This is a genomic window from Tepidicaulis marinus (assembly GCF_000739695.1).
In the GTDB taxonomy this organism is placed as follows: domain Bacteria; phylum Pseudomonadota; class Alphaproteobacteria; order Parvibaculales; family Parvibaculaceae; genus Tepidicaulis; species Tepidicaulis marinus.
In genome coordinates this window covers 71,669-95,878 of record NZ_BBIO01000014.1, presented here as the reverse complement: position 1 = coordinate 95,878, position 24,210 = coordinate 71,669, and the positions used below count along the sequence as shown (strand labels likewise).

Sequence of the window (24,210 nt, the reverse complement as noted above, 5' to 3'; positions counted from 1 at the left end):
GGAAGTCATGAACGGGGAAACGGGCATTGGGAACGTGCGGGCTTTTTGGAAAAAGGGCGCGCTTGCCGCTCTCCTCTGCGCAGCCATGGCAGGGCCGGTTTGGGCGCAGGAAAGCGCAAAGCGCCCGAACATCGTCGTGCTGGTTGCCGATGATGTGGGGTTTTCCGATTTCGGCGTCTATGGCAGCGAAATTGCCACGCCCAATATCGATGCGCTGGCTGGGCGGGGCGTCATGTTTTCCAATTTTCACGTTTCGCCCGTCTGCGCACCGACCCGCGCCATGCTGATGACCGGAGTGGAAAGCCACCGGGCAGGGATCGGCAATCTGCCCGAAACCCTGCCGGAAGCGCATCAAGGGCACCCGGCCTATCTCGGCAGGCTCCGGGACGATGTCGTCACGCTGGCGAGCCTGCTTAAGGAAGCGGGGTACAAAACCTATATGACCGGCAAGTGGCACCTTGGTCATGAGCCCGGTGCGCTGCCCAGCGCACGCGGGTTCGACCGGTCCTTCGCGCTCGATGCATCGGGGGCGGATAATTGGGAACAGAAAAGCTACTTACCACTTTACGATGAGGCGCCCTGGTTCGAGGATGGACGACCGGCCACGCTGCCGGAAGATTTCTATTCCTCGGAATTTTTCGTCGACAAAATGATTTCCTATCTGGAGAAAGACCGGCAGGAAGGCGAGCCATTCTTCTCCTATATCGGTTTTCAAGCCGTCCATATCCCCATTCAGGCGCCGCGTTCCTTTATCGAGAAATATGAAGGCGTCTATGCGGACGGATGGGATGCGCTGCGCGAGGCGCGGTTTCAAGCCGTGATGGAACGCGGCCTTCTGCCGCCCGGCACGAAAATGGGTCCCATGCCCGAAGGGCTTGACGAATGGGAGAGCTTGACGCCTGAAGAACAGCGTTATCTCGCCAAAAGCATGGCGGTGAACGCGGGTATGCTGGAGGCGATGGATTTTCACATCGGCCGGCTCATTGCGCATCTCAAAGAAACGGGCGAATACGAGAACACGATCTTCGTCGTCATGTCGGATAATGGTCCGGAACCGAACGAGCCGACCGAGCATTTCGGCTTCAAGGAATGGTTATGGAGCGCCGGCTATAGCCGGGATTATGAAACGCTGGGTGAGAAAGGTTCCTACGCCTTTATCGGGTCTGAGTTTGCCAGCGCGGCAGCGGCGCCCGGCGCTTTCTTCAAGCTCTATGCAGGCGAGGGCGGGCTGCGCGTACCGCTGATCATCGCGGGTGAAGGGGTGGGCGCTGGCATGTCGGACGCCTTTTCCTTCGTTACCGACCTGACGCCTACGCTGCTCGATCTGGCCGGGGTGGAACCTGCGGCGGAAGTCGGCGGTGTGCCGGTTCAGGAATTTACCGGCCGCTCGCTCGCCCCGCTTTTGAAAGGCGAGGCGCAAAACGTGCGCGGGCCAGGTGAAGCGGTCGGCATCGAGCTTGGCGGCAATGCCGCGCTCTTCCGCGGGGACTATAAGCTGACGCGCAACATGCCGCCGCTGGGCGACCGGGTTTGGCGGCTCTACAATATCAAGGCCGACCCCGGTGAGACGGTGGACCTTGCCGCGGCCGAGCCGCAGCTCTTTGATGCCATGATGCGGGACTATGAGGCCTATGCCGCCCGCGTCGGCGTGCTGGAAGTGCCCGAGGGTTATGAACAGATGAAACGTGTTGCCGAGCTCACCCGTGAAAAGCGGGTGGGGCGGATTTTGCCCTGGGCCGGGCTGGTTGTGCTGCTGCTGGCGGGTGCTGCCGGCGGGGCGGTGTATTATTGGCGCCGGAGGACCCGCAGCTAGAAGGGCCGAGCACACCCTTTTGATCCGCCGGGTTTTTGCTTTTCTGCCATACTGGCCGTCCGGCAAATCTGCTGGGCATGGGCCTTCAGGAGAGCTGAGTGAGAGACGGGGAGCAATGCGATGGCGGAGCGTGTCTTCTTGAAACGGGCCTATGAGGCCCCTGCCAAAAGTGACGGGACGCGGGTACTGGTCGACCGGCTCTGGCCGCGCGGTATTTCCAAAGAGGCGCTGAAAGCCGATCATTGGCTCAAAGAGGTCGCGCCGAGCACGGAGCTGCGCAAGTGGTTCGATCACGACCCGGAAAAATGGGCCGAGATGAAAAAGCGCTACAAGGCGGAGCTGGGCAAAGGCGCGCAGAAAGAAGCGCTTGGCGCGCTGAAGGCACTCGCTAAGGAAGGCCCGCTCACCCTCGTTTATGGCGCCAAGGACGAGCGGTACAATCAAGCGGTCGTTCTGAAAGAACTGTTGACCGGCAAAGCGGACTAATTCGCGTCATTACCGGCTAATCCGCACCATTAAAAGACTGCGGTAGAACGACGCAGCCCCGGCGCACGCGCGCCGCCATTCATCTCCCATACACCCTCATTTTGCCATGTTTGTATGACTTACTCCCTGGGCGGACGAAACGCGTCTTCTTGCTTTTGCCCGCTTTTTTGGCGAATTCGCAGATTGCGCAATTCAGGGATCTTTTCCGGGGCGGCGGCGTTCACTGAAAGCCGGCTCCGGGTATGTTGAAACAATTGTTTCAATTTTAACTGAAATTGATGAGGATAAGGCGTGGTTTTTTAAGACGCTGCCTCTATGCCTGAAAAGGCAAGTTCATGGATTGGTCAGGGTGATGCGTACACAAGCATCTTACAACACCCCGGACTATCTGGATGTACCAGAGAAGCCCTCCGCATCGTCCAAAAGGGACCGGCCCGAACCTCCGGCCCTGGAAGAGGATGAAGGTTACATGCCCGGTCTGATGGCCGGCGGGGTGGTCCTGTGGGGCCTCCTCATTTCGGGCGGCGCAGGTATCTGGCTCTGGATGGCGGGCGCTGAAACGCAAATGGAAGCCGGCTTCGCTCTGGCTGCGACCATTGCCGTGGGCGCCAGCTTGATGGGGCTCTTGTGTTTTCTCTCGGCGATCTGGCTTTTTGCCGGGCAGCGCCGGACACGGGCCCGGCTGGCGGAACTTGAGCGTGACTATAAATCGGCCTCGGCCAGCCTTGCCTCGACCGAAGAATCGCTCTCGATGGAACGGCGCGATCACGAAATGACCTTGCGGGCGGCCCGGCGATTGGCAATGCGGCACGATGCGCTTTTCCATGTCGCGCCTTATCCGGTGCTTGTCGTCGAACCGGGCGCGCGGCGCGTGCTTTTTGCCAATAGGCGGGCAGGCGCTCTTTTCGGGTTGACGCCGACCGAGCTTTCCAAGCGCCGCTTCTCCGTTTTCGTGCCGCAGCCGGCGGACTATGACCGGCTTATGGCATTGCTTGCCAATGGCGGCGATGAGGATGACGGCACTGAGATTGCCATGTGCGATTCAGCTGGCCGCAGCTTCCGCGTGCATGTTTATGCCGTGAATATCGACTATGACGGCCAGCAGGCCATCTACCTGATGATGGAAGATCTGGCCGAAAAACAGCGTCTGGAACAAGCTTTGGAGCGGTCCACCGGCCAGATGCGGGCGCAGCAAGCTGAGCTTTCGGAACTGCGCGAAGAGGTTGACAGTCAGCGGGCTATAATCGACTCGCTCGGCAAGCAAGTGCGCACCCATTCTGCATCGAAATAAATCCGTCGTGCCGCCAGGCGCCGCCGGAGCGCAGGCTCATGCCGCGTTTTGCTGCTCGTCCTGCTTCAGGCTGGCATCGAAACGGTAAAGCGTGGAGCAGTAGGGGCAAACGATATGATCGTCCGAACCCATGTCCAGATAGACATGCGGATGATCGAAGGGGGCGGAAGCGCCCATACATTCGAACTCCCGCGCGCCGATGCGAATTTCGGCAACACCTTCATCATTGGCGAATTTCGGTACGGAGTGGTCGCTGGCCATGGTCGATCCCGTCTTTACGTAAATACAGCCGCAATAAAGCCGCTGGGGGCAGAAGCCGCGCGGCAGCTTCGGTGCGGAGCCCTGCAACGCGTTTCTTGCGGGGCATGAAACGGGCGTAACCTACCGGCCTAAGAGGCGGCTGCCTAGCCCTAAACTGGTGTCCCGCCGGGCGCTTCGGGCGCTTGGGTGCGCGGGGCAGGGCGGCTGTCTGTCTGTTACGCTTCGTTACCCTAAAAACGTTGATGGGAGCCGTGACATTCTGTCATACTTCGCTTCGGCAATATGCCCCGCCAGAAGGGCGCTGCCGGGTGGAGGACCATAGGGAGGAGAGGCATGGCCGAGGCTGCCAGCCGTGAGCGTTCTGATGCGCTGAAAAACTTTACGCTGTTTTCCTATTCTCTGCCGGCAATTCCCATTTCCGCTCTCGGGCTGCCGCTCGTGGTGCACCTGCCGCCTTTCTATGCGAAGGAAATGGGCCTCGGGCTTGCGCTGGTCGGCTTTCTTTTCATGATCGCCCGGTTCTGGGATGTCTTTACCGACCCCGTGCTCGGCATTCTGTCCGACAAATTCGAAACGCGCTGGGGGCGGCGCCGGCACTGGATCGTGCTCTCCGTGCCGATCCTCATGCTTTCCGCCTATATGATCTTCCTGCCGAGCGGGGAGGTGAACGGCGTCTATCTCATGTTCTGGATGTTCATTCTTTATGTGGGATGGACATTGCTGACGATCTCGCACCTATCCTGGGGCGCGGAGCTGACGCCGGCCTATTACGAGCGCAGCCGTGTGCACGGCGCGCGCGAGATCGCGCTTATTCTGGGCATGGTCTTCGTGCTCACCCTGCCGGTCTTTGCGCATCTCATTTTCCCGGAAGAGTCCGAACCCCACGCAGTCACGCTGATGGGGCTTTTTATTATCATCATGCTGCCCCTGACCGTGGCGGTTGCCGTGTTCGGCGTGAAGGAGCGCAAGACGCCGCCGCCCCAGCATGTGCCGTGGAAGCAGGCCGTCAAACTTCTGGCGACGTCCAAGCCGCTGCAGATCATTCTGGCGGTGGATCTCATTTCCGGTATTTCCGGCGGTATCGTGGCCTCGCTTTTCATCTTCCTGGCAAGCGATGCCTTGAAGCTCGGCAGCGCGTCGGATGCGATGCTGCTCGTCTATTTCATTTCGGGTGTGACCTTCATTCCGCTGATCATGATTTTGTCGCGCAAATTCGGTAAGCACAAGTCCGTTGCCTTCTCCGCGCTTTTCAGCGGCGCGACGCTGCCGCTCATTCTGCTTATTCCCGAAGGCAATGTGCCTATGGCCATGGCTTGCTGGATCGCGCTTGGCGTGAACATGGGGGCAGGGCCGTTCCTCTTCCGCTCCATCATGGCCGATGTTGCCGACCATGATGCGGTACAGAGCGGGCAGCAACGCACGGGGCTTTTCTATTCGCTCCTGACCATGACGAACAAAGTGGGCCATGCGGTGGCGATCGGTATCGCCTATGCCGCGCTCGATTTGATCGGTTTTCAGGCGGGCGGGGAAAACTCACCGGAAGTCATTGCCGGCCTTAAAGCCGTTTATGTATGGCCTGCCTTTATCATCGCGCTGGCCTGTGCCTATCTCATCTGGCGTTTTCCCATCGACGAGACGAAGCAATTGGAAAACCGCCGTATCCTGGAAGCGCGGGCGCTCGATGTCGCGGAAGCGGCTATCGGATCGCGTACCGCCGCCACCGTCGATCCGCGGCCGACAGGTGCGCCAGCGGACTAACCCCCAACCAATAAGAAAATGAGTTTTGCGGATGAATGAAGGCCGTCTGTCCAACTGGCGTTTGCTGCTTTATGCAGGTCCCGCCGTTCCCATTGCGGCGCTCGGTGTGCCGATTTCGGTGTTCTTGCCTCAGTTCTATGCAGGTGAAATGGGGCTCGGCCTTGCCACGGTCGGCACGATCTTTCTGATCTGCCGCCTTTGGGATGTGGTGACGGACCCGGTCATGGGCTTCCTGTCCGACAAGTACCCCTCGCGCTGGGGGCGGCGGCGGCACTGGATCGCGCTTTCGGTACCGATCCTTATGCTCTCCGCCTATATGGTCTTCCTGCCTTCAAAGCCCGTCACGCCCTATTATCTCGCGGGCTGGATGATCTTTCTTTATATCGGCTGGACGATGCTCACCATTTCCCACATGTCCTGGGGAGCGGAGCTCGACCGCGACTATAATGAGCGCTCGCGCATTCAAGGTTTCCGCGAAGGGGCGCAGATTGCCGGTGTGCCCATCGTGCTGGTGCTCGTGGCGCTGGTGCAGATCTATCTAAGCACGCCCGACACGGTGGATGCGGACAGGGTGAATTCCATCGGCTGGTTCGTTATCGTGATGCTGCCCATCGCGGTTTTCTTTGCCGTCACCATCACGCCGGAGCGCAACATCAAGCTGCCCGGCGTTCTGTCCGTCAAACAGATGCTGGAGCCGCTTTTGCGCAATGCGCCGCTGCGGCGCGTCACGGCGGCGGATTTCGCTTCCGGCGTTTCCGGCGCCTCGCTCGGCTCGCTCTTCGTTTACATCGTGGAATATGACTGGCGGCTGAAAGAATATATCCCGCTGCTTCTGCTGCTCTATTTCACGGCAGGCGTGCTTTTCGTGCCGGTCGTGGTGCGTCTTGCCCGCGCGCTCGGCAAGCACCGCGCGGCGGTGGCGTCCGGCACGTTCAATGCCTGCCTCGTGCCCCTGGTCTTCCTCATTCCCGACGGCAATATCTGGATTGCGGGTGGCATGCTCTTTTTCCTCGGGGTGAATGCCGGGGCGATGAACCTGCTTTACCGCTCGATCATGGCCGATATCGGCGATCTCGATGAAATCGAAACGGGGGAGCGGCGCACGGGGCTTTTCTATTCGCTCCTCACCCTGACGCAGAAGACCGGCGCGGCGATCGCCGTCGGCGTTGTCTTCTGGCTTCTGGCGCTCGTCGGTTTCGATCCGCAAGGCGACAATCCGCCGGAAGTCGTGAACCGTCTTTCCTATATTTTCGTCGGCATTCCGATGCTGGCCAATGCCAGCGTCGCCTTCTTGATGTGGGGTTTTCCCATCGACGAGAAAAAGCAGAAGGAAATGCGTAAGATCCTGGAAGAGCGCTATCTGGAAGAAGTGGAAAGCGCCCAGCGGCCCATTCCTTGATCGGGCCTATGATCGGGCCTGTGATCGGACTTCGGCGGCAGCGGCTTAACAGCAGCCGCAGCCGCCGATTTCCTGCACGCCGTCCGGGTTGAAGGCGGCGGCGACGGAGCGGGCGGAAAATTCCGCGCTCTTGGCAAAACCTTCTTTCGCTTCTGCCTGCATGGCCTGATCGCTCAAAAAGTCGATGGCGGTCATGGCCAGAGCCTTTGCCCCGTCGATGCAGGCTTTGTCGCCGAGGTCCGAGGCCGCCCAGCGGGCAAACTCCGGATTGTGGATGACGACATGGGCGGGCGCCGAGGCGATCATGGGATGGATGGAGGGTACGCGGTGGCTGACATTGCCCATATCCGTGCTGCCGGCTGAGCCGGTGGGGAGTTTTTCCAGCGGAAAGAAATCCCGCCCCAACATGCGGCTGTTTTCTTCATAGGCCTTGGCGAGCGGCCAGCTCGTTTTCATGTCGAGATAATCCGCCTTCGCCCAGCGGATCTGAACCCCAGCGCCCGACGCCATGCCGCCTGCCTCGAAACAGCCGGTGACGCGCTTTTTCAGCGCGGCAAGTTCCTCGGCATTCGCCGCGCGCACATAGAAGACGGCCTGGGCCACTTCCGGCACGATATTGGGCGCATCGCCCCCTTTGGTGATGATGCCGTGAATGCGCTCGGTCGGGCGGATGTGCTGGCGCAATTGCGCGATTGCCTGATAGGCGGTGATCAGCGCATCGAGCGCGTTGATTCCGGCATGGGGCATGGCGGAGGCATGGGCGCTCTTGCCGTGATAGGTGACCTCCACTTCCGAAATGCAGATGCAGGGCATGGTGGCAAGGTTGATGCCCGCCGGATGCACCATCATGGCGGCATCCAGCCCGTCAAAGGCGCCGAACTGGGCCATCAGTTCCTTGCCGCCGCCTTTTTCCTCCGCCGGCGTGCCGAGATAGCGCACGCGGCCGGGCAGGGCACCGTTCAGCTTGGAAAGGGCAAGCGCCGCGCCAAGGCCGGTGGTGGCGATGATATTATGGCCGCAGGCATGGCCGATGCCGGGCAGAGCGTCATATTCGGAAAGAATGGCGACTTCCGCCCCGCCATTGCCGAAGGCGGAGGCATAGGCGGTTTCAAGGCCGAAGGCTTCCCGCGTCACGGGCAGGCCGTTTTTCTCCAGCGCGCCGGTCAAGGTCTTGGCCGCGTGATGTTCGTGAAAGGCAAGCTCCGGGCGGGCGTGAATGGCATGGCTGATGTCGATCAGCTCCCCGGACATGGCGTCGATCATGTCGCAGACTTGCTTTTTCAGCGCTTTCGTATCAGCCATATGGGTCTCCCTTTTCTTTATCCTAGCGGGAGGCGGCAGCTCTTGCCAGCGGCAGCACAGCGGGCGGTTTCAAGGAGGCGTGATGGAGTATTTTCAATCGGACGGCGTGCGGATCGCCTATCGGGACGAGGGGGCGGGCCCGGCCATCATTCTCGTGCACGGGTTTGCCTCGACGCATCTGGCCAATTGGGTGGAGCCCGGCTGGACGAGCGCGCTTCAGGAAGCCGGCTACCGCACCATCCTTTTCGATCTGCGCGGCCATGGGAGGAGCGGCAAGCTCTACGATCCGGCGGATTACAGCCCCGCGCTCCTTGCCCGCGACCTTGCCGGGCTGATCGAGCATCTGGGCCTCAAACGGCCCCATGTCATGGGCTATTCGCTGGGCGCGATGATCGGCCTGCGCCTTGCCTGCGACGCGCCGCGCCTTTTCGGCTCGCTCATCGCAGGCGGGGTGGGCGCGCGGCTCTTCGAGCCGCCGTCCCATGTCGAGCCCGTTATTGCGGCGATGGAAGCGAATGATCCGGCCAGCATCACGGACCCGGCGGCGCGGGCCTTCCGGATTTTTGCCGATCACAACAAACAGGACCGTAAGGCGCTGGCTGCATGTTTTGCGCGGGCGCGGGAGCCTTTCACGCGCCAGGAACTTTCCCGCGTCGCCGCGCCCGTTCTCGTCATTGCCGGGGAACGGGACGATCTCGCCGGACCGCCCGGCCCGCTGGCGGATGCCATTCCCGGCGGCCAGGCGCATATCGTGCCCCGGCGCGATCATATGCGCACCGTCGGCGATGCGCAGACCAAACGCGCCGTGCTTGGCTTTCTGGAGAAAGCCGTGCGCACTTAACGGGCGGCGAGCGGTGCAAAGCCCAGATGCAGCCCGGCATCGGTGATCAGCGTTTCGCCGGTAATGTGCTCGCCCCCTTCATCGGCAAAGAAGATCACGGCTTTGGCGATGTCTTCGGCCATGCCGGCGCGCTGCAGGGGCGTCGTTTCTTCCTGCTGTTTGACGATGCTGTTGAACTGATTTTCCCCGAAGCGGTCCGAGAACCAGCGTGTGCCGATGAAACCGGGGCAAACCGCATTCACCCGGATTTCCGGGGCGAGCGAGCGGGCAAGCGACAGCGTCATGGTATTGAGCGCGCCTTTGGAGGCGGCATAGGCAACGGACGACCCGATGCCGGTGACCCCTGCGATGGAAGAAATGTTCACCACGCGGCCCATGCCCTGTTTTTTCATGGCAGGCGCGCAGGCGCGGATCATCTGATAGGGCCCCACCACATTGATGCGGTAGATGCTGAGAAAATCATCTGCGTCCAGTGCATCGAGTTTCGCGTGATCGGCAAATTGCGTCGTGCCCGCATTGTTGACGAGCACATCGATGCGGCCCCATTTATCGAGCGCGGCTTTTGCGATGCGCTGGCAGTCTTCGTCATTGCCCACATCGCCCTGGGCGAGAATGGCTTCCGCGCCCTTGGCCTTGCAGGCCTCTACCGTTTCCTTCGCTTCCTTTTCGCTCTTGGTGTAATTGATGACGAGCTTGGAGCCCCGCTCGGCAAGGCCGATGGCGACGGCAGCGCCAAGCCCTGTTGCAGAGCCGGTGACGATGGAAACGGTATTTTCGAGCGACATGGATTTCTCCCCGGATTTTGACTGTGGTTGGCGGCAGTCTAACGGCAAAAGCGGCGCGGCCCTAGCCCTCGCCCGGCTGCAATCCTTTCTGGATGTTGCCGCCATCTACGCTAAACTGCCGGTAAAGAGGGGTGGGGCATGAGAAAGCAGATTTCGGCCATTGCGGCCATCATTGCTGGATGTCTTATCTCGGGCGGCGGGCTTCAGGCCGCGCCCTCAAGCGCTTATTCCGACATCGCGCTCGATAAATGCGCGCTTTTGGAAGCAGAGCCGGAATTCGGCTCCGCGCTTTGGCGCTGCGACGGCATTGCCGGATATGACATTTTCCTGCGCGAGGGAGATTTGCGGTTCTATATCGCCTTCGGACGGGACGGAGCGTTTCCCGGCACACATGGCCAGACGCTTGCCCCCTTCAACCGCCTTGGCGCCAAGCTGGAATGGCGGCTTGATGAGGAGGGGCAGCCTTTTGCCACCATCGTGCGCTATTTCGTCGATCGCGGTTCTCACCAGGCGGCGATCGAGCCCTTGCCAGACGGGCAGGTGCTGGTCGTCTCGAAATTCGAGGAAGGCGAAAGCTGCCATATGGCCTTTATCGATGCGCTGGAAACACCGGACGCTAATATGGTGGCGCGGAACGTGGCCGATGAACGCTCGGCGCATTTCGTTTGCCGGAGCGATGCGCCCGATCTTGAAGGGGTGGTGGGCGAGGATCTGGGGATCCGCTAAGCGGTCCCCAGAGTTTCACCGGAGTTTCATCCTGCAACCGGTCAGGACTGCTCTGCGCCCTGCACGGAATTCATGAATTCCGCCACCGCTTCTTCCATGTTCAAGCTGGCGCCGATCCCATGCATCGGGCCGGACGTCAACCCGCCATCGACGGCAATGGCCTGGCCGGTCACGAATTCGGAGGCATCAGAGGCGAGAAAGAGCGCCGTTTCGGCGATATGCCGGCCGAGCCCCGCCTTCGGAATGGGCTGAATCTTGGCCAGGCGCGGCTTGATGAATTCACCGAACTTGTCGGCCACTTGCGAGCCGAGCCCCATGGCCGAGCCGAAGATGGACGTGGCGATGCCGCCGGGGCAAATGGCATTCGAGCGGATGTTATGCGGCCCCAGCTCGAGCGCTGCCGTGCGGGCAAGATGCGCGACGGCTGCCTTGCAGGCCGAATAAGGCTGCGGCCCGAACCCGGCCTGCAGCCCTGCGACGGAGGCGGTGGAGATGATCGAGCCCGATCCTTGCACCTTCATCACTGGCACGGCGTATTTATAGCCGAGGAACACGCCTTTCAGCAGCACACCTACCGTTTCGTCGAACTCGTCCATATCGATTTGGAAAAGCTCGCCGCGCGCGCCGACATAGCCGGCATTGTTGAACATGCAATCGAGCCGTCCGAATTTCTTCACGGTCTCATTGACGAGATGTTTCATATCCGCTTCGACGGAGACATCCGTGTGGATATAGAGAAAGTCCGGGCCCAGAATTTGGGCCATTTCCTCGCCCAGATGGTCCGTCACATCGGCGGCGACGACCTTCGCGCCTTCTTCGAGGAAAAGCTCCACGGTGCTTTTGCCCATGCCGCTCGCGCCGCCCGTCACGATGGCGACTTTGCCTTTCAGCCGACCTGCCATGTCAAACTCCCTGTCCGTTGTTTCTTGTTTGGACGGGACTCTAGCCGGTCTGGCAACGCTTCTCTAGCGCGATCTCGGAAATGAGGGCTTACTTACCGCGAAAGCGGGGGCGGCGTTTTTCCATGAAGGCGGTGCGCCCTTCCGCATAATCTTCGCTGGCAAAGCAGCGCCCGATCAGCCTGTTGCAATAGGCTACATCGAAATTGCCCGGCGCTTTGCCGATCTCATCGACAATCTGCTTTTCGCTTGCCACGGTCAGCGGCGCATTGTCGGCAATGGAAGCGCAGGTGGCGAGCACATGCTCGCGCAAATCTTCTTTGGAAAAGAGCTGGTTGATGAGGCCCATGGCGAGCGCTTCTTCTGCGCCATAACGTTTGGCGGTGAAGAAGATTTCCTTCGCGCGGGCGGGGCCCACCAGATTGACGAGGCGGCGCGTCTGACCGAGCGGATAGGCAAGGCCGAGGCGCGCGGCGGGAATGCCGAAGGTCGAGCCTTCCGCCGCATAGCGCAGATCGCAGGACAGTGCGATGCCGAGCCCGCCGCCGATGCAATAGCCGTCGATCATGGCGATGGTGGGCTTGGTGCAGACGGCAATGCGCTCGAAAGCGCTTGCCGTCATATCTTCATATTCCTGCACTTTTTCAGGCGAAGAGCGCGTTTCCTCGAACTGGGAAATGTCGGCGCCGGCAACGAAGGCTTTTTCCCCGGCGCCGGTCAGCACGATTACGCGGATGGCGTCATCTTTTTCGAAGGTATCCAGAATTTCCGGCACGGCCTGCCACATATCGGTGCTGACCGCGTTGTGGCGGAGCGGATTGTTGAACACCATCCAGCCGATGGCGCCGTCTTTTTCCGCGATCATACGTTCCGTGCTGCTCGTCATTTCCGCCTCCGCTCCGGGTCACACCATGGCCACCCAGTCCAGACGCGGTTCACGCACCGGCGGGAGAGCCGCCTTCAGGTCGTCCAAGAGCCCGGCTTTGATGTCTTTATAAGCCGGGTCGTCCCAAAGGTTCCGCCATTGATAGGGATCTTCCTTGAGGTCGTAAAGCTCTCCCTCGGTGCCCTCATAGATATTGGTCTTGTTATAAGCGGTGATGATGTAGTGATCGCGGGTGAGTGTGCGGATGGAAACTTCCGTGCCGTCTTTATAAACCGAATCCCATTCGGTGAAGACACGGTCCCGGTTTTGCCGCTCCGCTTCTTCTTCGTTTTTAGGCAGGGTCTTGCCTTGCATCCAGTCCGGCGCGGGCAAGCCGGCGATCTCGCAGAAGGTGGGCGCAAGATCGATCTGGCCGACGGGGCGGTTAACTTGTGCCGGGGCGATGCCCGCCGATTTTGCCGGCTTCCAGATGAAGGGCAGGCGCATCAGGCTTTCCACATGATACGGCCCTTTGAAGAGGAGGCCATAGTCGCCCTGGAATTCGCCGTGATCGGTGGTGAAGATAATGTCGGTATCGTCCGCCCAGCCGCGCTCTTCCAGTTTTGCAAAAACCTTTGCGCAGGCTTCGTCGATCAGCTCGTTTTCGATATGGGTCATGGCGTTAATCTCGCGCACTTGGTCCGGTGTCATATCGCGGGCGGCGAATTCCGGCGGCGCTTCGACATTGGTCACGCGCTCGCCCGTCCAGTACCACATCCAATGCTTGGGCTTGCCTTCTAGAATTTCGCGCATCTTCTCCTTCGAGCCCGGATAGGCCTCGGGCAGGGCAAGATCGCGCCAGTCCACACGGCTGAGCTCACTTTGCGGCGGGTCCCAGGGATGGTGGGGGTCGGGGAAGCTCATCCAGCAGAAAAAATCTTCGTCCGCCTCCAGACTGTCGAGCCAGGCCATGGTGCGCTCGGCCACCCAGTCTGTGTGGTAATGCTCGCGGGAGACGGGGTTATGATGCACCTGGCAAGCGCCGGTGTCGCCGCCGCCTGCCGCATTCACTTCGAATTTTTCATTCAGGTTGCGGTAGAAGCCGCCGATTTCGTCCGGCGCGTTTTTCTTCATCCATTCATTGTAATGGAGAATGAGCGGCGTATGGCTTGAAAGCTCCATATGGTCGAAGCCCCTGTGGGGCCCGTACTCGCCGACCCGCGCCATGCGGTTTTCATAGAATTTCAGATCGAAATCCACGAAGGGTTCGAAATGCGCCTTGCCGATCAGCGCGGTGGCGTAGTTGGCGTTCTCTTTCAGATAGGCGGCGACGGAGGGCGCATCTTCGGGCAGCGGTACGCCGTTCATCCACACGCCGTGCGTGCTGACATATTGACCGGTCAGCATGGTGGAGCGGGCGGGCATGCAGACGACGGACTGGCCATGAGCGCGGGTGTAATTGACGCCCTCTTTGGCGAGTGCGTCGATGGCAGGGGTGCGCGCGACCTTACCGCCATTGCAGCCCAGCGCATCGAAACGCATCTGGTCGGTCGTGATGAAAAGAATTTTGCGGCCCATCTTGTCCTCCCGAAGTCCCGAATTTCCGCCGGGGAGCCTAGCCCCCCAGGGGCTTTCTGGGGACTGCCCGAATTGGGCAGTCAGTCTTTCAGAAAGGCGATGATCTCTTTAAAAGCCCGCCTGTCCTGAAGTAGAAAAAGGTGCCCGCCTTCGAACATTTGAAGCTTTGCTCCGGCAATCCGGCTTTGCATCTTTTCCTGGGTTTCAGGCAGGGCGATGCCGTCATATGTGCCGCCGCAAATAAGCGTCTGGGCGCTGATGGCGCCAAGCCGGTCCCAGGTGTCATGGGCGGCGCGGGCCTCAAGCTGGGCCAGCGCGCCCTCGCCATGGCCGGGCTCGCCTGCATAAGGATCGTCGGCGGCCATGCGCACGAGCTCTTCATATTGTTCGGGATGGGCCTTTGCCCAATTGTCGTCGTGGCGGGTGTCGGAAATGGGGATCATGTGCCGGGCGCGTTCTTCCCCGCTCATGTGAGTGAGCGTGTGGAGAGGGTAGGAGGCGCCGCCGTCCCCGCCCGGCGAGGTGCAGGCAAGGACGAGCTTGTCCACTTTTTCAGGGAAGCGGATGGCAAGTTCCTGGGCCACCATGCCGCCGAAGGAAACACCTATGACATGTGCGCGCTCCCAGCCAGCCGCTTCCATGAGCGCGGCGGCATCCTCGGCATAGTCTTTCATCGAGTAAGGCGCGCGTTGCGATGCTTGCGGTTTCTCGCTCTGGCCGAGGCCGCGCTGGTCATAGGAAAGGGTGGTGAAGGTTTTGGGCAAGGGGCCGTCGAAGAGGTTCGGCTTTTTGCGCAAATCGCCTCCCGTGCCGGAGATGAAGAGGAGGGGCGGTCCTTCACCCTGCCATTCGGCATAGAGCCGAATCGCCTCAAGGGACACGAAACCTGCCGGTGCGATCATCATGAAACCTCCCGAAATGCGCGCTTTTCCGCCCGCTTTTGGGGCAAGTCTAGCACAGGTGCGCCGGTGAGCATTCACGTCCCGTTGACCACGCTGCCTAGTTGAATTCGCGCAGGCGCTGGCCTATGTGATAAACTGATTTATCTTTCAGGCCGCGCGCGGCCACTTGAAGAGAGGGACGGCCATGTCCAGACCTATCGAGCAGGTCGAGAGCTGCGATCCGATTTGGCAGCGCCTTCAGGAAGAAGCCCGCGAAATGGCGGCCAGCGAACCGGTGCTGGCAAGTTACATTTACGGCACCGTGCTCAACCACGATTCCTTCGATGAAATGCTGTCCTTTCATGTGGCGCGGAAACTTTCCAGCGAGGAAGTCTCGGCCATGGTGCTGCGGGAAGTCTTCGAGGATGTGCTGAAGGCTAATCCCGATATTGCGGCAGCTTGCCGGGCGGACATGTCGGCGGTTTTCGACCGGGACCCGGCCTGCCACGCCTATATCCAGCCGCTCTTGTTCTTCAAAGGCTTCAACGCCATTCAGGCGCATCGTTTCGCCCATGAGCTTTGGACGGGCGGGCGCAAGGCCATGGCGCTTTTCATTCAAAGCCGGGTGTCGGAACTTTTCGCGGTGGATATTCACCCTGCCGCCCGTTTCGGCCGCGGCATCATGATGGACCATGCGACGGGTGTCGTCATCGGTGAGACCGCTGTCGTGGGCGATGATGTTTCCATGCTGCATGGGGTCAATCTCGGCGGCACGGGCAAGGAATCCGGCGACCGCCATCCCAAGGTCGGTAACGGTGTGCTGCTCGGCGCGGATGCGAAAATTCTCGGCAACCTCACGATCGGCGACTGCGCGCGCGTCGGCGCAGGCAGCGTCGTGCTGCAGGACGTGCCGGCCAATTGCACGGTAGCAGGCATCCCGGCCAAAGTCGTTGGCTGCGCTGGCTGCGAGCGGCCGTCGCGGGCGATGGATCATGTGATCCGCGAGGAAGACAAGCCGAAAGAAAAATAGGCATGGGCTGAAAGAGCGGGCGGCTTAAGGCAGCCTGTCTTTCATCGCATAAAAGAGCATGCCGGCAACAAGACCCGGGTAGCGCAGCAACGTGCCGCCCGGGAATTTTTGTGTCTTCATACCGGCCAAAAGATCGAAGCGCTCCGCCGTGCCGCTTACGGTTTCGGCAATCAGTTTGCCCGCGAGCGTTGCCACATTGATGCCCTGGCCGGAATAGCCATGGGCAAAAATCCGGTTGGGCGCGAGGCGGCCGAATTGCGGCATGCGGCTCAAGGTAATGGCGAGCGTGCCGCCCCAGGCATAATCGATGCGCACGTCTTTAAGCTGCGGAAAAACGCGCAGCATCGGCTTGCGCACGAAAGCGGCAATGTCTTTGGGAAAATTCGGCGAGTAGTTTTCTCCGCCGCCGAAAAGCAGCCGCCCGTCGGGGGAGAGGCGGTAATAGTCGATTACGAATTTCGTATCCGCCACGGCGACATTGTCGCGGATCAGCGCCTTCGCGCCCTCTGCGCCGAGCGGCTCCGTTGCGATGATGAAATTGTTGATCGGCATGATGTAGCCGTTCACCCGGCTTTCCAGTTTGCCGAGATAACCGTTGCAGGCGATGACGACATGGGAGGCCGTCACCGTGCCATGGGCAGTGCGGATGCGGGCCGGGTCGCTCTCGCTGATGTCGAGCACGCGGCTGTCCTCAAAAATCCGCGCGCCTTTTTCCTTTGCCGCCGCTGCCATGCCCAAAGCGAAATTCAGGGGGTGAAGGTGGGCTGCGCCTTCATCAAGCGCGCCGCCCCAATAGCGCGTGCTCGCCACCATCTCGCGCATTTCCTCGCGCGGCACATAGCGCAGTTTTTCATAGCCATAGGCCTCGCGCATATGCGCGGCTTCTTCTTCGAGATCACCGGCATCCTTGCGTTTCCAGGCGGCGTGCAAAATGCTGGGTGTCAGGTCGCAGTCGATCTTGTAGCGCTCGATGATGGATTTGACGGTGGCAACGGAATCTTGGGCAAGCGCCCAGAGGCGCTGCGCCATGTCCGTGCCGTAGCGTGCCTCAAGCTCGCTTTGATCCTTGCGCAAAGTGGTGCCGAGCTGGCCGCCATTGCGCCCCGACGCGCCCCAGCCGATGCGCTCGGCTTCAAGGACGATGGGCTTATATCCCTTTTCCGCCAAATGCAGCGCGGCGGAAAGGCCGGTATAGCCCGCCCCGATGATGCAGACATCGCAGGTGATGTCCTCTTCAAGGCGGGTAAGCGCCGGCACGCCCTTGGCCGTCGCCGCGTAATAGGAATTGGGATAGGTGCTGGTCATGGGTAAATGATAGACGCGCCGGTGGGTCTCAGGCCAGCGCGCCGGAGGGAGCGGCTGCCGCTCAGCTTATCATTTTAAACGTCAGCGCCTTGTTGCTGTCCGAAAAGGTCTCGTTGAGGTCCATACAGGCTTCCCAAGGCGCGCTGTCGCGGGTGTCTTCAAGCTTCTCTTCGCTTTCCCACTCGGTCAGGAAGGTGACGGTCTTGCCGTCCGTGCCTTCCAGAATGCGCGCGCCGAGATAGCCTTTGGGGGGCGAGCGGTCGAGCTCGCGTTCCTTATAGGCCTTGAGCTGCTGCACGATCGTATCCGGGTCCGATGCTTCATAGGTGATGAGATAGGCGATCGCCATGGGGCACTCCCTGATTTTACCGTTTTGCCTGCCGCGCGCCGCTGCCGGGCGCGGACCAATGTTTGCGCCAGCCTATAGCATGGGCGGGCGTCTCTGTCCTCTTTGAAGCGCTCTAGGGTGCGGCGTTTAAGGGCTGGCCATTGCCTCGTCGCGGCGGCAAGATGCCGCAAAACAACACGAGATAACGGGGAGCTTCCTATGGGACGGTTGAGCGGCAAGGTCGCCATTGTGACGGGCGCGGCAAAAGGCATCGGCGCGGCGACGGCCGAACTTCTGGCCAGCGAAGGCGCCAAGGTTATGTGCACGGATGTGGATGAGGCGGCGGGCCAGGCGCTTGCCGACAAAATCCAGAATGCCGGTCACCTTGCTTCCTTCATGACCCATGACGTGACGAGCGAAGAGGCCTGGGAGAAAGTCACCGCCGAAACGGTGCGCGCCTTCGGCGGGCTGCATGTGCTCGTCAATAATGCGGGCATTGCGCCCGAAGGCCATCCCATCGAGGACATGCCGCTTGAAAGCTGGCGGCGCACGCTCGCCGTCGATCTCGACAGCGTTTTTCTCGGCTGCAAATACGCAATCCGCGCCATGAAGAATTCGGGCGGCGGCTCAATCATCAATATTTCCTCGATCATGGGCCTTGTCGGCACGCCGCGCTCATCCGATTACAATGCCGCGAAGGGCGGGGTGCGGCTGCTCACCAAAGTCGCCGCGCTGGAATGCGCGGAGGCCGGGTACAATATCCGCGTCAATTCCGTGCATCCGGGCTATATCGACACCCCGCTCGTGCGCGGCGTTGTAGAGCGCTCGGAAGAGGCAAGTCCCAATGAAATGCTGGGTCTTCTCTCGATGCTGCATCCCATCGGGCGGCTCGGCACGGCCATGGAAATCGGCAAGGCGATCCTCTTCCTCGCCTCGGATGACTCCTCGTTCGTCACGGGCTCGGAGCTTGTCGTCGATGGCGGCTATACGGCCCGCTAAGCCGAGACATCTCAGCGTAGAAAATTCGCAGCGGCGTTTTTCAGCAGCGCTTCGGCATCGCCTGCAATCTTCCGGGTGATCTCCTCGGCAGGCCGGCTTTGGGTCACAAGGTCCACGGCCTCGCCGATGATAATGGCGGCGGTGTCGAAATCGCCCTTTGCGGCTGCCTCCGCGTAGCGTTCGCCTTCCTGCGCGGCTGCCTTTTCAAGGCCTGCCATGTTGCCGATCCATTTTTCCGAGAAGCTGTTTTTCAGCGTCCGCATGGTCCATTCGCGCGGCCAGGCAATGCCGCGGGCAATGTCGAAAACGGAGCTGCGCTGCGTGTCATCGCCGCTCGCGCCAAGCGCCTGCTCTTTTGCCTTGGCGTGGGAGAGCGCTTCGGGCGCGGCGTAAAAAGCGCTGCCGCACACCGCGCCGCAGGCTCCCAGCATCAAGGCGGCGGCAAGTCCGCGCCCGTCGCCGATACCGCCCGCCGCAATAACGGGCACGTCCACCGCATCGGCAATGGCGGGCACGAGCGGAAAAGTGGCGCGCTTGGCGCCGTGCCCGCCCGCTTCCGTTCCCTGCGCGACGATGAAGTCCGCCCCGGCCTTGGCGGCGCGTTTGGCCTGAGCCAGCGTTTGCACCTGGGCAATGAGCGGGATGCCGCGCTCTTTCACTTGCGGGGCAAAAGGTTCGATCTCTCCGAAGGACAGGAAGATGGCTTTCGGCGCATGATCGAGCGCAAGGGGCAGGAGATGCGGTTTCTGCGCCAGCACCCAAGTGATGAAGCCGACACCGACTTTCTCGTTTCCTGCCTTGGCAAGTTCCCCGCGCAGCCAGTCTTCTTCCATATAGCCCACGCCGATAAACCCAAGCCCGCCCGCCCGGCTGACGGCGGCGGCAAGTTCCCCGCCGCTTACCCCGGCCATCGGGGCAAGCAGCAGCGGAATGTCGATGCCGAACTTTTCAGTAAGCGCGCTGACAAGGGCCATGGGATTTATCCTTTTAAGAGGAAGTTAGGGTCTTGCGGTATTCTTCCACCGGCAGGCCGCCGATGCCCCAATCTTCCATCTCCACTTCATTGATGACGACGACCGTCGTTGCCGGGTTCTTGTTCAGCACTTTGACGAGCAGATCCGTCGCGCCTTTGATCAGTTCTGCTTTCTGCGCCGGGGTCACGCCTTCGCGGGTGATTTTGATATTCACATAGGGCATGGGTGTTCCTCTCTTCAAGCTTCTGCCGTTTCGGGCAGGATATCGTAATGGAAAATCTTCGAGATGATCTGCCATTTCCCGTCGGTGCGGATCAATGTCAGAAAATCGGTGAAATATTTGGGGCCGATCGCGCATTTTACATGCGCAAAGGCGGTATAAGGACCGGCAAACTCGATGGCTTCGATACTGTCGCGCCGCGGCTCGCCCCCGCTTGCAGGTGACGGGCGCTTTGCGACGATGGGCAGATATTCATCCATCCGCAAGTAAAGAAGCGGGGCCTCGGTGGCGCAGGCATAATGCGCCTTGGTGTGAAACACACCGGCCAGCTTTTCCGCGTCGCTGTAATAAAGACCGTCGAAATAATCCTGCAGCGTCTGAACGATGTCGCCAAAGGCTGCCGTGGCATGCGCGGGATGCATGGGATGCCTCTTTAGTAAAGGAGAGGGAAGGGGCCGGCCGGTTTGCGCCGGCCAGCCAGCCGTTTCGTGCTCAAGCGGCGAGAAGGCCTTCCGCCTTCAATGCGTCCTGTACGGCAGGAAGTGCCGAAACGCGGCTCATATAGCCAGCGATATGCGGCCATTTGCCAAGATCGAGACCGATGAAGTTGCTCCAATTGGTCACGACGAAGAAATAGCTGTCGGCCACGGTAAATGTGCCGCCCGTAAGGTAAGCGCGGCCATCGCTCAGCACCGTCTCGAAATAATTCAGCTTCTTTTCGATATTGGCGAGCGCGGCGGGCTTGACTTCATCGGAAATTGGCGCCGCGGCGAAGAAGGGGCCGTAAGCCTTGTGAAGTTCGGAGGCGACATAGTTCAGGTGTTCTTGAACACGCAGCCGCTCCAGCGTGCCGGGCCGCGGGGCAAGGCCGCTCTCCGGCTTCTGATCGCCGATGAACTGCAGAACGGCGGGGGCTTCGGTCAGCACTTCGCCGCCTGCGATTTCCAGCGCCGGGACATACCCTTTCGGCGTCACGGCGAGATAATCGGCGCCGCTTTCCGTGATCTTTTTCTGGGTGTCGACTTTTTCCAGGGTGAAGTCGAGTCCTGCCATCCGCAGAGCGATATGAGGGGCGAGCGAGCAGGCGCCGGGTTTGTAGTAGAGCTTCATCTTGTGTCCCTTGCATTGGGGTGAGCGATGCGCTCTAGCTAGGCAGTAGGCTTTCTATTGTAAATGTACTATCCTTTGGAAACTTTCAGAATCGAGTTTCCATTGGGTAACGAGTTTCCGGCAGCCGATCCTCTGCAGACAGCTTGAAAGCGCGCCCATGCCCCTGAAAATCCGTAAGAACAAAAGCCCGCAGCCGCCCGAAGCCTGTCCGCTTACGGAATGCATGTCGATCATCGGCGGCGCTTGGACGGTGAATGTGATCTGGAGCCTGCGCGCAGGTCCGCGCCGGTTCAGCGAGCTTAGGCTCGACATTCCTCCTGTCTCTCCCAAAGTGCTCACCACAAGGCTGCGCGAGCTTGAAGCGCGCGGGGTGGTGCGCCGCGACGTGAAACCGACCTCGCCGCCTTCGGTGGAATATGAACTGACAGAACTTGGCGCCGAACTGGTGCCGGCGATCGAGGCGATTGTCGATGTCGGCCATAAACTCAAGCAGCAAGCTTGAAGCGATTCGCGTCCGCGCGGTTTAATGGCGCTTCTTTATGGGCGGCGGCGTTTGTGCAATGCGCGAATGGATGCCGGCAGAGAGTAAAAAAACTCACTCATGCGCTTGAATGGCCGTGTGCTGCGGCACTCTTTGCTCACGGCTCGGTGATAAGTCTCAACAGACGGTTGTTCCGGCTGCGTCAATATGGTCTTCTTTGGCGCCGGTTCCTGCGGTTACTCCCAAAGGTTGCATCGGCGGCGCAGGCTCGTTAGAACCTGCGCCTTGCCTTTGATAGGCGGGTGTTTTCATTTGTTTCAGTGAGTTGGGGATCGTTTTGGACAAGCAAGAAGTTAAACGTCTCGAGAAATATTTGCGCGATACGTTCCGCCTGGACACGATCCATGTGTCGGCTCGCCCGCAGAAATCCGACTCTGTGGAAGTGAGCATCGGCGATGAATTTATCGGCGTGATCTTTCGTGACGAAGATGAAGGCGAAGTTTCCTACGCCTTTCAAATGGCGATCCTCGATATCGACCTGCCCGAAAATATTTAAGAATGCATCTGAGCCTGCGCTCCGCTTAAGAAGCGGGCGCCGCTTGGCGGGGCTTTTCAGAAAAGCTGTCCACCAGCGTCTGGATGTTCCGGTCGATCGCCGCCCAGTTTTTTAACCGGGCGCGCTTGTAGCGGTAGGTCAGCACGAGCCCGCTCGGCAGCACTTTCGTGCGTGAGCAGGAGGGGCTGAAAATCACCGGTGTTTCACGGAAGCAGAGCAGCAGCAGCATTTCTCCCTGCTCGTCCGTGGCGAGGAAAAGATCCTGGTCGCGGTAGCCCGAGCCTTCGGCAAAGGCGTAATGCTCCCGCCCGTTCATCACTTCCTTGGGCTCTTCCCCGGAAAAATAGCGGCTATAGACGGCGGCAAAGCGCTGGTCTTCGGGCAGCGTCATGTCGCCGGCTTTCAGGCTGAAAAGGACGACGCGGGAATTCGGGCTGTTATCCTCGAAAAGGGCGCGCTCTTCAGGGCTGAAGGGCGTGAGATCCGGCAGGAGGGCGTGGAGGGCCAGCTCTTCCTGCGTGCCGCCGCGCTGGGCCGGGTAGCGGGTGAAGTGCGAGGGCACATAGAGCGTCTTGCCGCCCACGCTCACCTCGACAATCTCGTCGCTCGCCGTCGCCTTGGGGCTGAGGCCGAGCAACTCGTTGGCGGAGGGGCCGAAATAGTAATAGAGGAAGATTACCGACAGGCCGAGAATGGCAAGGGCGGCAACAAGCGGAATGAGCCAGGCGGGGCGTTCCTTTACGGCTGCATCCATGTGACCACTCGCTTCCTTCCTTGAACGGGCTGACTTTCTGGCGGGCAGGCTGTCCGGCGAGGCCGGACCCTCGATCCCTTAAAGCCGGCGCATCTTAGCCGTCCCTCCGGGCAACTTGAAGGGAGCCCGGCGTTCCCTTTTGAGACAGATTGGCCGCGTTTGGCCCGCCTGCTGCGCAGAACGGCACAATGAGGCGGGGCCGGGATCGGCCGCTGTCTCTCCTCCGTTCCGGCGCATTTCACTATAACTGCCTGATTTTTCTTAATTTTTCGTCGCCAGATCCCTGTTTCCGCGAAAATGGGGACCGCGGACGCGTGTTGGTACGCGCCTTGCGCCCGCGTTGGCATGATCACGTTCGTTCTCAAAGTGATGATGTTGCTGGGGTTTGTCGCCTATGCGGGCGGGCCTACGGATGCTGTTTTGGTCTGGTCTGGGGCCAGCACGGCGCCGGTTTCCCCTTGCATCGCCGATTCTGCGCGCTGCGCCATGGCCAAGGCGGAAGTTTTGCCGCTCGACGGCCGGATCATGGCGCCGCCCGGGGCCGATCTGGCGCAACTGGAAGGTGCGGGCCACCCGCTTCGGCCGGCGCTGGCCGATGAGTTTGCGGTGGTGAACCGGGGGGCAGAGTGGGATGGCGGCCAAAGTGCCGGCCAGAATTCCGGTCAGAATTCCGGTCAGGGCGGCCCGCTCTTTGAGAACGCGGCGGAAAACGAGGCAAAGCCGTAAGGCGCTGGCTGCGGGGCAGCCATGGGAGCAGGGATAATGCACGAGTTGATGGTGTTCTTTTTGACGTTGGTAACCGGCTATGTGGCTGCCGGGTTGACGGGCAGTTTCTACCGGCTGGTAACCAATAAGCCGGCCAGCTTTCAGATGTGGCAGGAATCGACGGCGGGGCTCGTCATGGGGGTGTGCACCCTGGTTTTCGCCGGACCGACGGTCATCCTGCGTAATGCGATGCGCGCTCAGGTCATCGAAAACCGCCCGCCGTTCTGGCTCCTTCTGAGCACGCTGATCGCGTCTTTCTGGAGCTTTCTGGTCGGTATTTTCATTCTGTCCCTGGTGTTGGCTTAAGAAATCAGGGTGACGTAAGTATCTGTTTTTATTATGTGTTTCTTTTGTAGGGGGGGTCGGCAAGCCTTTGGTAAACATGCCGAATCTGACTACTTGACTATTTGTCAGTAAGTTCCTATCTATAACATGTGCAATGCAGCACGGATGCTGCGATGCAAAACAAAGATAGGACGCCCCCCATGCGCTCAACGCTTTGGAACATTCTTTCTGTCACCGCTATCGTGCTGATCGCGGCCGGGTTTGAATTCGGTCTTCTGGCTGCGCGCGACGCGTTTTTCTGTGCCTTTGCTGTGCTGGCCATTTATACCGGCCATCAGCTGATCGCATTTGAGAACCAGCCTTTCGGCAATGCCGTTGCGGCGCTTTTCACGAAACCGGAAGGGCGCCGTGCCCGGACCGATTATCTTTCCTTCGTGGGATCGGCTGCGCTGGGCACGCTCGTTGTGGTTCAGGCGTTGACTTATCTCTGATTTTTGAGGAATTGCGTCTTCTTCATG

Annotated in this window: 28 protein-coding genes; 14 read left to right on the top strand and 14 right to left on the bottom strand. The window is 60.3% G+C overall.

Annotation, left to right across the window (positions count from 1 at the left end; translation table 11 throughout):
* Nucleotides 1-7 precede the first annotated feature (7 nt).
* The 3 genes from M2A_RS12925 (at nucleotide 8) to M2A_RS12915 (ending at nucleotide 3,590) form a co-directional block, all read left to right on the top strand.
* Nucleotides 8-1,813, top strand: coding sequence for an arylsulfatase (locus M2A_RS12925; protein WP_052379473.1), 1,806 nt, complete (start codon nucleotides 8-10; stop codon nucleotides 1,811-1,813).
* A gap of 120 nt (nucleotides 1,814-1,933) precedes the next feature.
* Nucleotides 1,934-2,299, top strand: a complete 366-nt coding sequence (locus M2A_RS12920; RefSeq protein WP_045448296.1) for a DUF488 domain-containing protein — start codon at nucleotides 1,934-1,936, stop codon at nucleotides 2,297-2,299.
* A 352-nt stretch (nucleotides 2,300-2,651) separates the two neighbouring features.
* Entirely contained in the window at nucleotides 2,652-3,590 is a 939-nt protein-coding gene (locus tag M2A_RS12915) for a PAS domain S-box protein (RefSeq protein WP_081875614.1), read from the top strand.
* A gap of 36 nt (nucleotides 3,591-3,626) precedes the next feature.
* Here M2A_RS12915 and M2A_RS12910 read toward each other — a convergent pair whose 3' ends face one another.
* Nucleotides 3,627-3,851: a zinc-finger domain-containing protein gene (locus M2A_RS12910; protein WP_045448344.1), complete on the bottom strand. Its 225-nt coding sequence runs from the start codon at nucleotides 3,849-3,851 to the stop codon at nucleotides 3,627-3,629.
* Nucleotides 3,852-4,184: 333 nt separating this feature from the next.
* Between M2A_RS12910 and M2A_RS12905 the strand changes: the two genes are divergently transcribed.
* Nucleotides 4,185-5,609 carry an MFS transporter gene (locus tag M2A_RS12905; RefSeq protein ID WP_045448291.1) on the top strand — a complete coding sequence of 475 codons (1,425 nt, stop codon included), beginning with the start codon at nucleotides 4,185-4,187 and terminating at the stop codon, nucleotides 5,607-5,609.
* Nucleotides 5,610-5,640: 31 nt separating this feature from the next.
* Nucleotides 5,641-7,008 carry an MFS transporter gene (locus M2A_RS12900; RefSeq protein ID WP_045448290.1) on the top strand — a complete coding sequence of 456 codons (1,368 nt, stop codon included), beginning with the start codon at nucleotides 5,641-5,643 and terminating at the stop codon, nucleotides 7,006-7,008.
* Between the two features lie 45 nt (nucleotides 7,009-7,053).
* Here the strand turns inward: M2A_RS12900 and M2A_RS12895 are convergent, their stop codons facing one another.
* Entirely contained in the window at nucleotides 7,054-8,310 is a 1,257-nt protein-coding gene (locus M2A_RS12895) for a M20 family metallopeptidase (protein WP_045448288.1), read from the bottom strand.
* Nucleotides 8,311-8,392: 82 nt separating this feature from the next.
* Here M2A_RS12895 and M2A_RS12890 point away from each other — a divergent pair, with 82 nt between their 5' ends.
* Nucleotides 8,393-9,151 carry an alpha/beta fold hydrolase gene (locus M2A_RS12890; protein ID WP_045448286.1) on the top strand — a complete coding sequence of 253 codons (759 nt, stop codon included), beginning with the start codon at nucleotides 8,393-8,395 and terminating at the stop codon, nucleotides 9,149-9,151.
* Here M2A_RS12890 and M2A_RS12885 read toward each other — a convergent pair.
* A complete protein-coding gene (locus M2A_RS12885; protein WP_045448283.1) occupies nucleotides 9,148-9,936 on the bottom strand; it encodes an SDR family NAD(P)-dependent oxidoreductase in 789 nt (262 codons plus the stop codon). The two genes, M2A_RS12890 and M2A_RS12885, sit on opposite strands and share 4 nt — an antisense overlap.
* Before the next feature lie 138 nt (nucleotides 9,937-10,074).
* Between M2A_RS12885 and M2A_RS17490 the strand changes: the two genes are divergently transcribed.
* Nucleotides 10,075-10,662, top strand: a complete 588-nt coding sequence (locus M2A_RS17490) for a hypothetical protein (protein ID WP_052379469.1) — start codon at nucleotides 10,075-10,077, stop codon at nucleotides 10,660-10,662.
* Nucleotides 10,663-10,703: 41 nt separating this feature from the next.
* Here M2A_RS17490 and M2A_RS12875 read toward each other — a convergent pair whose 3' ends face one another.
* The 4 genes from M2A_RS12875 to M2A_RS12860 all read right to left on the bottom strand — a co-directional run bounded on the left by M2A_RS12875 (nucleotide 10,704) and on the right by M2A_RS12860 (nucleotide 14,909).
* Nucleotides 10,704-11,564, bottom strand: coding sequence for an SDR family oxidoreductase (locus tag M2A_RS12875; RefSeq protein ID WP_045448281.1), 861 nt, complete (start codon nucleotides 11,562-11,564; stop codon nucleotides 10,704-10,706).
* Nucleotides 11,565-11,652: 88 nt separating this feature from the next.
* Nucleotides 11,653-12,447 (bottom strand): enoyl-CoA hydratase, encoded by a 795-nt coding sequence (locus tag M2A_RS12870; protein WP_045448279.1) that lies wholly within the window; start codon nucleotides 12,445-12,447, stop codon nucleotides 11,653-11,655.
* Nucleotides 12,448-12,465: 18 nt separating this feature from the next.
* Complete coding sequence (locus M2A_RS12865; protein ID WP_045448277.1) at nucleotides 12,466-14,004, bottom strand: sulfatase family protein; 1,539 nt, start codon at nucleotides 14,002-14,004, stop codon at nucleotides 12,466-12,468.
* Between the two features lie 80 nt (nucleotides 14,005-14,084).
* Nucleotides 14,085-14,909: an alpha/beta fold hydrolase gene (locus tag M2A_RS12860; RefSeq protein ID WP_052379468.1), complete on the bottom strand. Its 825-nt coding sequence runs from the start codon at nucleotides 14,907-14,909 to the stop codon at nucleotides 14,085-14,087.
* 181 nt (nucleotides 14,910-15,090) lie between these two features.
* Here M2A_RS12860 and cysE point away from each other — a divergent pair, with 181 nt between their 5' ends.
* Nucleotides 15,091-15,915 (top strand): serine O-acetyltransferase, encoded by an 825-nt coding sequence (gene cysE / locus M2A_RS12855; protein ID WP_045448274.1) that lies wholly within the window; start codon nucleotides 15,091-15,093, stop codon nucleotides 15,913-15,915.
* 24 nt (nucleotides 15,916-15,939) lie between these two features.
* Here the strand turns inward: cysE and M2A_RS12850 are convergent, their stop codons facing one another.
* Both M2A_RS12850 and M2A_RS12845 read right to left on the bottom strand, forming a co-directional pair.
* Nucleotides 15,940-17,220, bottom strand: coding sequence for an NAD(P)/FAD-dependent oxidoreductase (locus tag M2A_RS12850; RefSeq protein WP_045448271.1), 1,281 nt, complete (start codon nucleotides 17,218-17,220; stop codon nucleotides 15,940-15,942).
* Between the two features lie 61 nt (nucleotides 17,221-17,281).
* Entirely contained in the window at nucleotides 17,282-17,569 is a 288-nt protein-coding gene (locus M2A_RS12845) for an antibiotic biosynthesis monooxygenase (RefSeq protein WP_045448269.1), read from the bottom strand.
* A gap of 198 nt (nucleotides 17,570-17,767) precedes the next feature.
* Between M2A_RS12845 and M2A_RS12840 the strand changes: the two genes are divergently transcribed.
* Nucleotides 17,768-18,547, top strand: coding sequence for a glucose 1-dehydrogenase (locus tag M2A_RS12840; protein ID WP_045448266.1), 780 nt, complete (start codon nucleotides 17,768-17,770; stop codon nucleotides 18,545-18,547).
* 11 nt (nucleotides 18,548-18,558) lie between these two features.
* On the opposite strand, the gene M2A_RS12835 is transcribed toward M2A_RS12840, so the two are convergent.
* From M2A_RS12835 to gstA, 4 genes are all read right to left on the bottom strand, one after another.
* The gene (locus tag M2A_RS12835) at nucleotides 18,559-19,521 is read right to left on the bottom strand and encodes an NAD(P)H-dependent flavin oxidoreductase (RefSeq protein WP_045448263.1); all 963 of its coding nucleotides are present in this window, start codon (nucleotides 19,519-19,521) and stop codon (nucleotides 18,559-18,561) included.
* 13 nt (nucleotides 19,522-19,534) lie between these two features.
* Entirely contained in the window at nucleotides 19,535-19,744 is a 210-nt protein-coding gene (locus M2A_RS12830; RefSeq protein WP_045448260.1) for a tautomerase family protein, read from the bottom strand.
* Nucleotides 19,745-19,758: 14 nt separating this feature from the next.
* Nucleotides 19,759-20,163, bottom strand: coding sequence for a nuclear transport factor 2 family protein (locus M2A_RS12825; RefSeq protein ID WP_045448259.1), 405 nt, complete (start codon nucleotides 20,161-20,163; stop codon nucleotides 19,759-19,761).
* 70 nt (nucleotides 20,164-20,233) lie between these two features.
* The gene (gene gstA / locus M2A_RS12820) at nucleotides 20,234-20,851 is read right to left on the bottom strand and encodes a glutathione transferase GstA (RefSeq protein ID WP_045448257.1); all 618 of its coding nucleotides are present in this window, start codon (nucleotides 20,849-20,851) and stop codon (nucleotides 20,234-20,236) included.
* A 157-nt stretch (nucleotides 20,852-21,008) separates the two neighbouring features.
* Between gstA and M2A_RS12815 the strand changes: the two genes are divergently transcribed.
* Nucleotides 21,009-21,353, top strand: coding sequence for a winged helix-turn-helix transcriptional regulator (locus tag M2A_RS12815; protein WP_121879569.1), 345 nt, complete (start codon nucleotides 21,009-21,011; stop codon nucleotides 21,351-21,353).
* 316 nt (nucleotides 21,354-21,669) lie between these two features.
* Complete coding sequence (locus M2A_RS12810) at nucleotides 21,670-21,888, top strand: DUF3126 family protein (RefSeq protein ID WP_045448340.1); 219 nt, start codon at nucleotides 21,670-21,672, stop codon at nucleotides 21,886-21,888.
* A gap of 25 nt (nucleotides 21,889-21,913) precedes the next feature.
* On the opposite strand, the gene M2A_RS12805 is transcribed toward M2A_RS12810, so the two are convergent.
* Nucleotides 21,914-22,642, bottom strand: a complete 729-nt coding sequence (locus tag M2A_RS12805) for a hypothetical protein (protein WP_045448251.1) — start codon at nucleotides 22,640-22,642, stop codon at nucleotides 21,914-21,916.
* Nucleotides 22,643-23,128: 486 nt separating this feature from the next.
* Between M2A_RS12805 and M2A_RS18045 the strand changes: the two genes are divergently transcribed.
* The 3 genes from M2A_RS18045 (at nucleotide 23,129) to M2A_RS12790 (ending at nucleotide 24,183) form a co-directional block, all read left to right on the top strand.
* Complete coding sequence (locus tag M2A_RS18045) at nucleotides 23,129-23,368, top strand: hypothetical protein (protein ID WP_156101762.1); 240 nt, start codon at nucleotides 23,129-23,131, stop codon at nucleotides 23,366-23,368.
* A 36-nt stretch (nucleotides 23,369-23,404) separates the two neighbouring features.
* Complete coding sequence (locus M2A_RS12795; protein ID WP_045448244.1) at nucleotides 23,405-23,713, top strand: DUF6949 family protein; 309 nt, start codon at nucleotides 23,405-23,407, stop codon at nucleotides 23,711-23,713.
* Between the two features lie 179 nt (nucleotides 23,714-23,892).
* Nucleotides 23,893-24,183, top strand: a complete 291-nt coding sequence (locus tag M2A_RS12790; protein ID WP_045448241.1) for a hypothetical protein — start codon at nucleotides 23,893-23,895, stop codon at nucleotides 24,181-24,183.
* Nucleotides 24,184-24,210: the final 27 nt, after the last annotated feature.

Excerpts from the sequence above, each read along its gene's own strand:
- M2A_RS12915 (WP_081875614.1), top strand. The coding sequence starts at position 2,652 with ATGCGTACACAAGCATCTTACAACACCCCGGACTATCTGGATGTACCA.
- cysE (WP_045448274.1), top strand. The coding sequence starts at position 15,091 with ATGTCCAGACCTATCGAGCAGGTCGAGAGCTGCGATCCGATTTGGCAG.
- M2A_RS12840 (WP_045448266.1), top strand. The coding sequence starts at position 17,768 with ATGGGACGGTTGAGCGGCAAGGTCGCCATTGTGACGGGCGCGGCAAAA.
- M2A_RS18045 (WP_156101762.1), top strand. The coding sequence starts at position 23,129 with ATGGCCAAGGCGGAAGTTTTGCCGCTCGACGGCCGGATCATGGCGCCG.
- M2A_RS12835 (WP_045448263.1), bottom strand. The coding sequence starts at position 19,521 with ATGGCCCTTGTCAGCGCGCTTACTGAAAAGTTCGGCATCGACATTCCG.
- M2A_RS12875 (WP_045448281.1), bottom strand. The coding sequence starts at position 11,564 with ATGGCAGGTCGGCTGAAAGGCAAAGTCGCCATCGTGACGGGCGGCGCG.
- M2A_RS12865 (WP_045448277.1), bottom strand. The coding sequence starts at position 14,004 with ATGGGCCGCAAAATTCTTTTCATCACGACCGACCAGATGCGTTTCGAT.
- gstA (WP_045448257.1), bottom strand. The coding sequence starts at position 20,851 with ATGAAGCTCTACTACAAACCCGGCGCCTGCTCGCTCGCCCCTCATATC.
- M2A_RS12925 (WP_052379473.1), top strand. The coding sequence starts at position 8 with ATGAACGGGGAAACGGGCATTGGGAACGTGCGGGCTTTTTGGAAAAAG.
- M2A_RS12790 (WP_045448241.1), top strand. The coding sequence starts at position 23,893 with ATGCGCTCAACGCTTTGGAACATTCTTTCTGTCACCGCTATCGTGCTG.
- M2A_RS12830 (WP_045448260.1), bottom strand. The coding sequence starts at position 19,744 with ATGCCCTATGTGAATATCAAAATCACCCGCGAAGGCGTGACCCCGGCG.
- M2A_RS12905 (WP_045448291.1), top strand. The coding sequence starts at position 4,185 with ATGGCCGAGGCTGCCAGCCGTGAGCGTTCTGATGCGCTGAAAAACTTT.
- M2A_RS12910 (WP_045448344.1), bottom strand. The coding sequence starts at position 3,851 with ATGGCCAGCGACCACTCCGTACCGAAATTCGCCAATGATGAAGGTGTT.
- M2A_RS12795 (WP_045448244.1), top strand. The coding sequence starts at position 23,405 with ATGCACGAGTTGATGGTGTTCTTTTTGACGTTGGTAACCGGCTATGTG.
- M2A_RS12815 (WP_121879569.1), top strand. The coding sequence starts at position 21,009 with ATGCCCCTGAAAATCCGTAAGAACAAAAGCCCGCAGCCGCCCGAAGCC.
- M2A_RS12885 (WP_045448283.1), bottom strand. The coding sequence starts at position 9,936 with ATGTCGCTCGAAAATACCGTTTCCATCGTCACCGGCTCTGCAACAGGG.
- M2A_RS12825 (WP_045448259.1), bottom strand. The coding sequence starts at position 20,163 with ATGCATCCCGCGCATGCCACGGCAGCCTTTGGCGACATCGTTCAGACG.
- M2A_RS12850 (WP_045448271.1), bottom strand. The coding sequence starts at position 17,220 with ATGACCAGCACCTATCCCAATTCCTATTACGCGGCGACGGCCAAGGGC.
- M2A_RS12860 (WP_052379468.1), bottom strand. The coding sequence starts at position 14,909 with ATGATGATCGCACCGGCAGGTTTCGTGTCCCTTGAGGCGATTCGGCTC.
- M2A_RS12870 (WP_045448279.1), bottom strand. The coding sequence starts at position 12,447 with ATGACGAGCAGCACGGAACGTATGATCGCGGAAAAAGACGGCGCCATC.
- M2A_RS12805 (WP_045448251.1), bottom strand. The coding sequence starts at position 22,642 with ATGGATGCAGCCGTAAAGGAACGCCCCGCCTGGCTCATTCCGCTTGTT.
- M2A_RS12845 (WP_045448269.1), bottom strand. The coding sequence starts at position 17,569 with ATGGCGATCGCCTATCTCATCACCTATGAAGCATCGGACCCGGATACG.
- M2A_RS17490 (WP_052379469.1), top strand. The coding sequence starts at position 10,075 with ATGAGAAAGCAGATTTCGGCCATTGCGGCCATCATTGCTGGATGTCTT.
- M2A_RS12890 (WP_045448286.1), top strand. The coding sequence starts at position 8,393 with ATGGAGTATTTTCAATCGGACGGCGTGCGGATCGCCTATCGGGACGAG.
- M2A_RS12895 (WP_045448288.1), bottom strand. The coding sequence starts at position 8,310 with ATGGCTGATACGAAAGCGCTGAAAAAGCAAGTCTGCGACATGATCGAC.
- M2A_RS12920 (WP_045448296.1), top strand. The coding sequence starts at position 1,934 with ATGGCGGAGCGTGTCTTCTTGAAACGGGCCTATGAGGCCCCTGCCAAA.
- M2A_RS12900 (WP_045448290.1), top strand. The coding sequence starts at position 5,641 with ATGAATGAAGGCCGTCTGTCCAACTGGCGTTTGCTGCTTTATGCAGGT.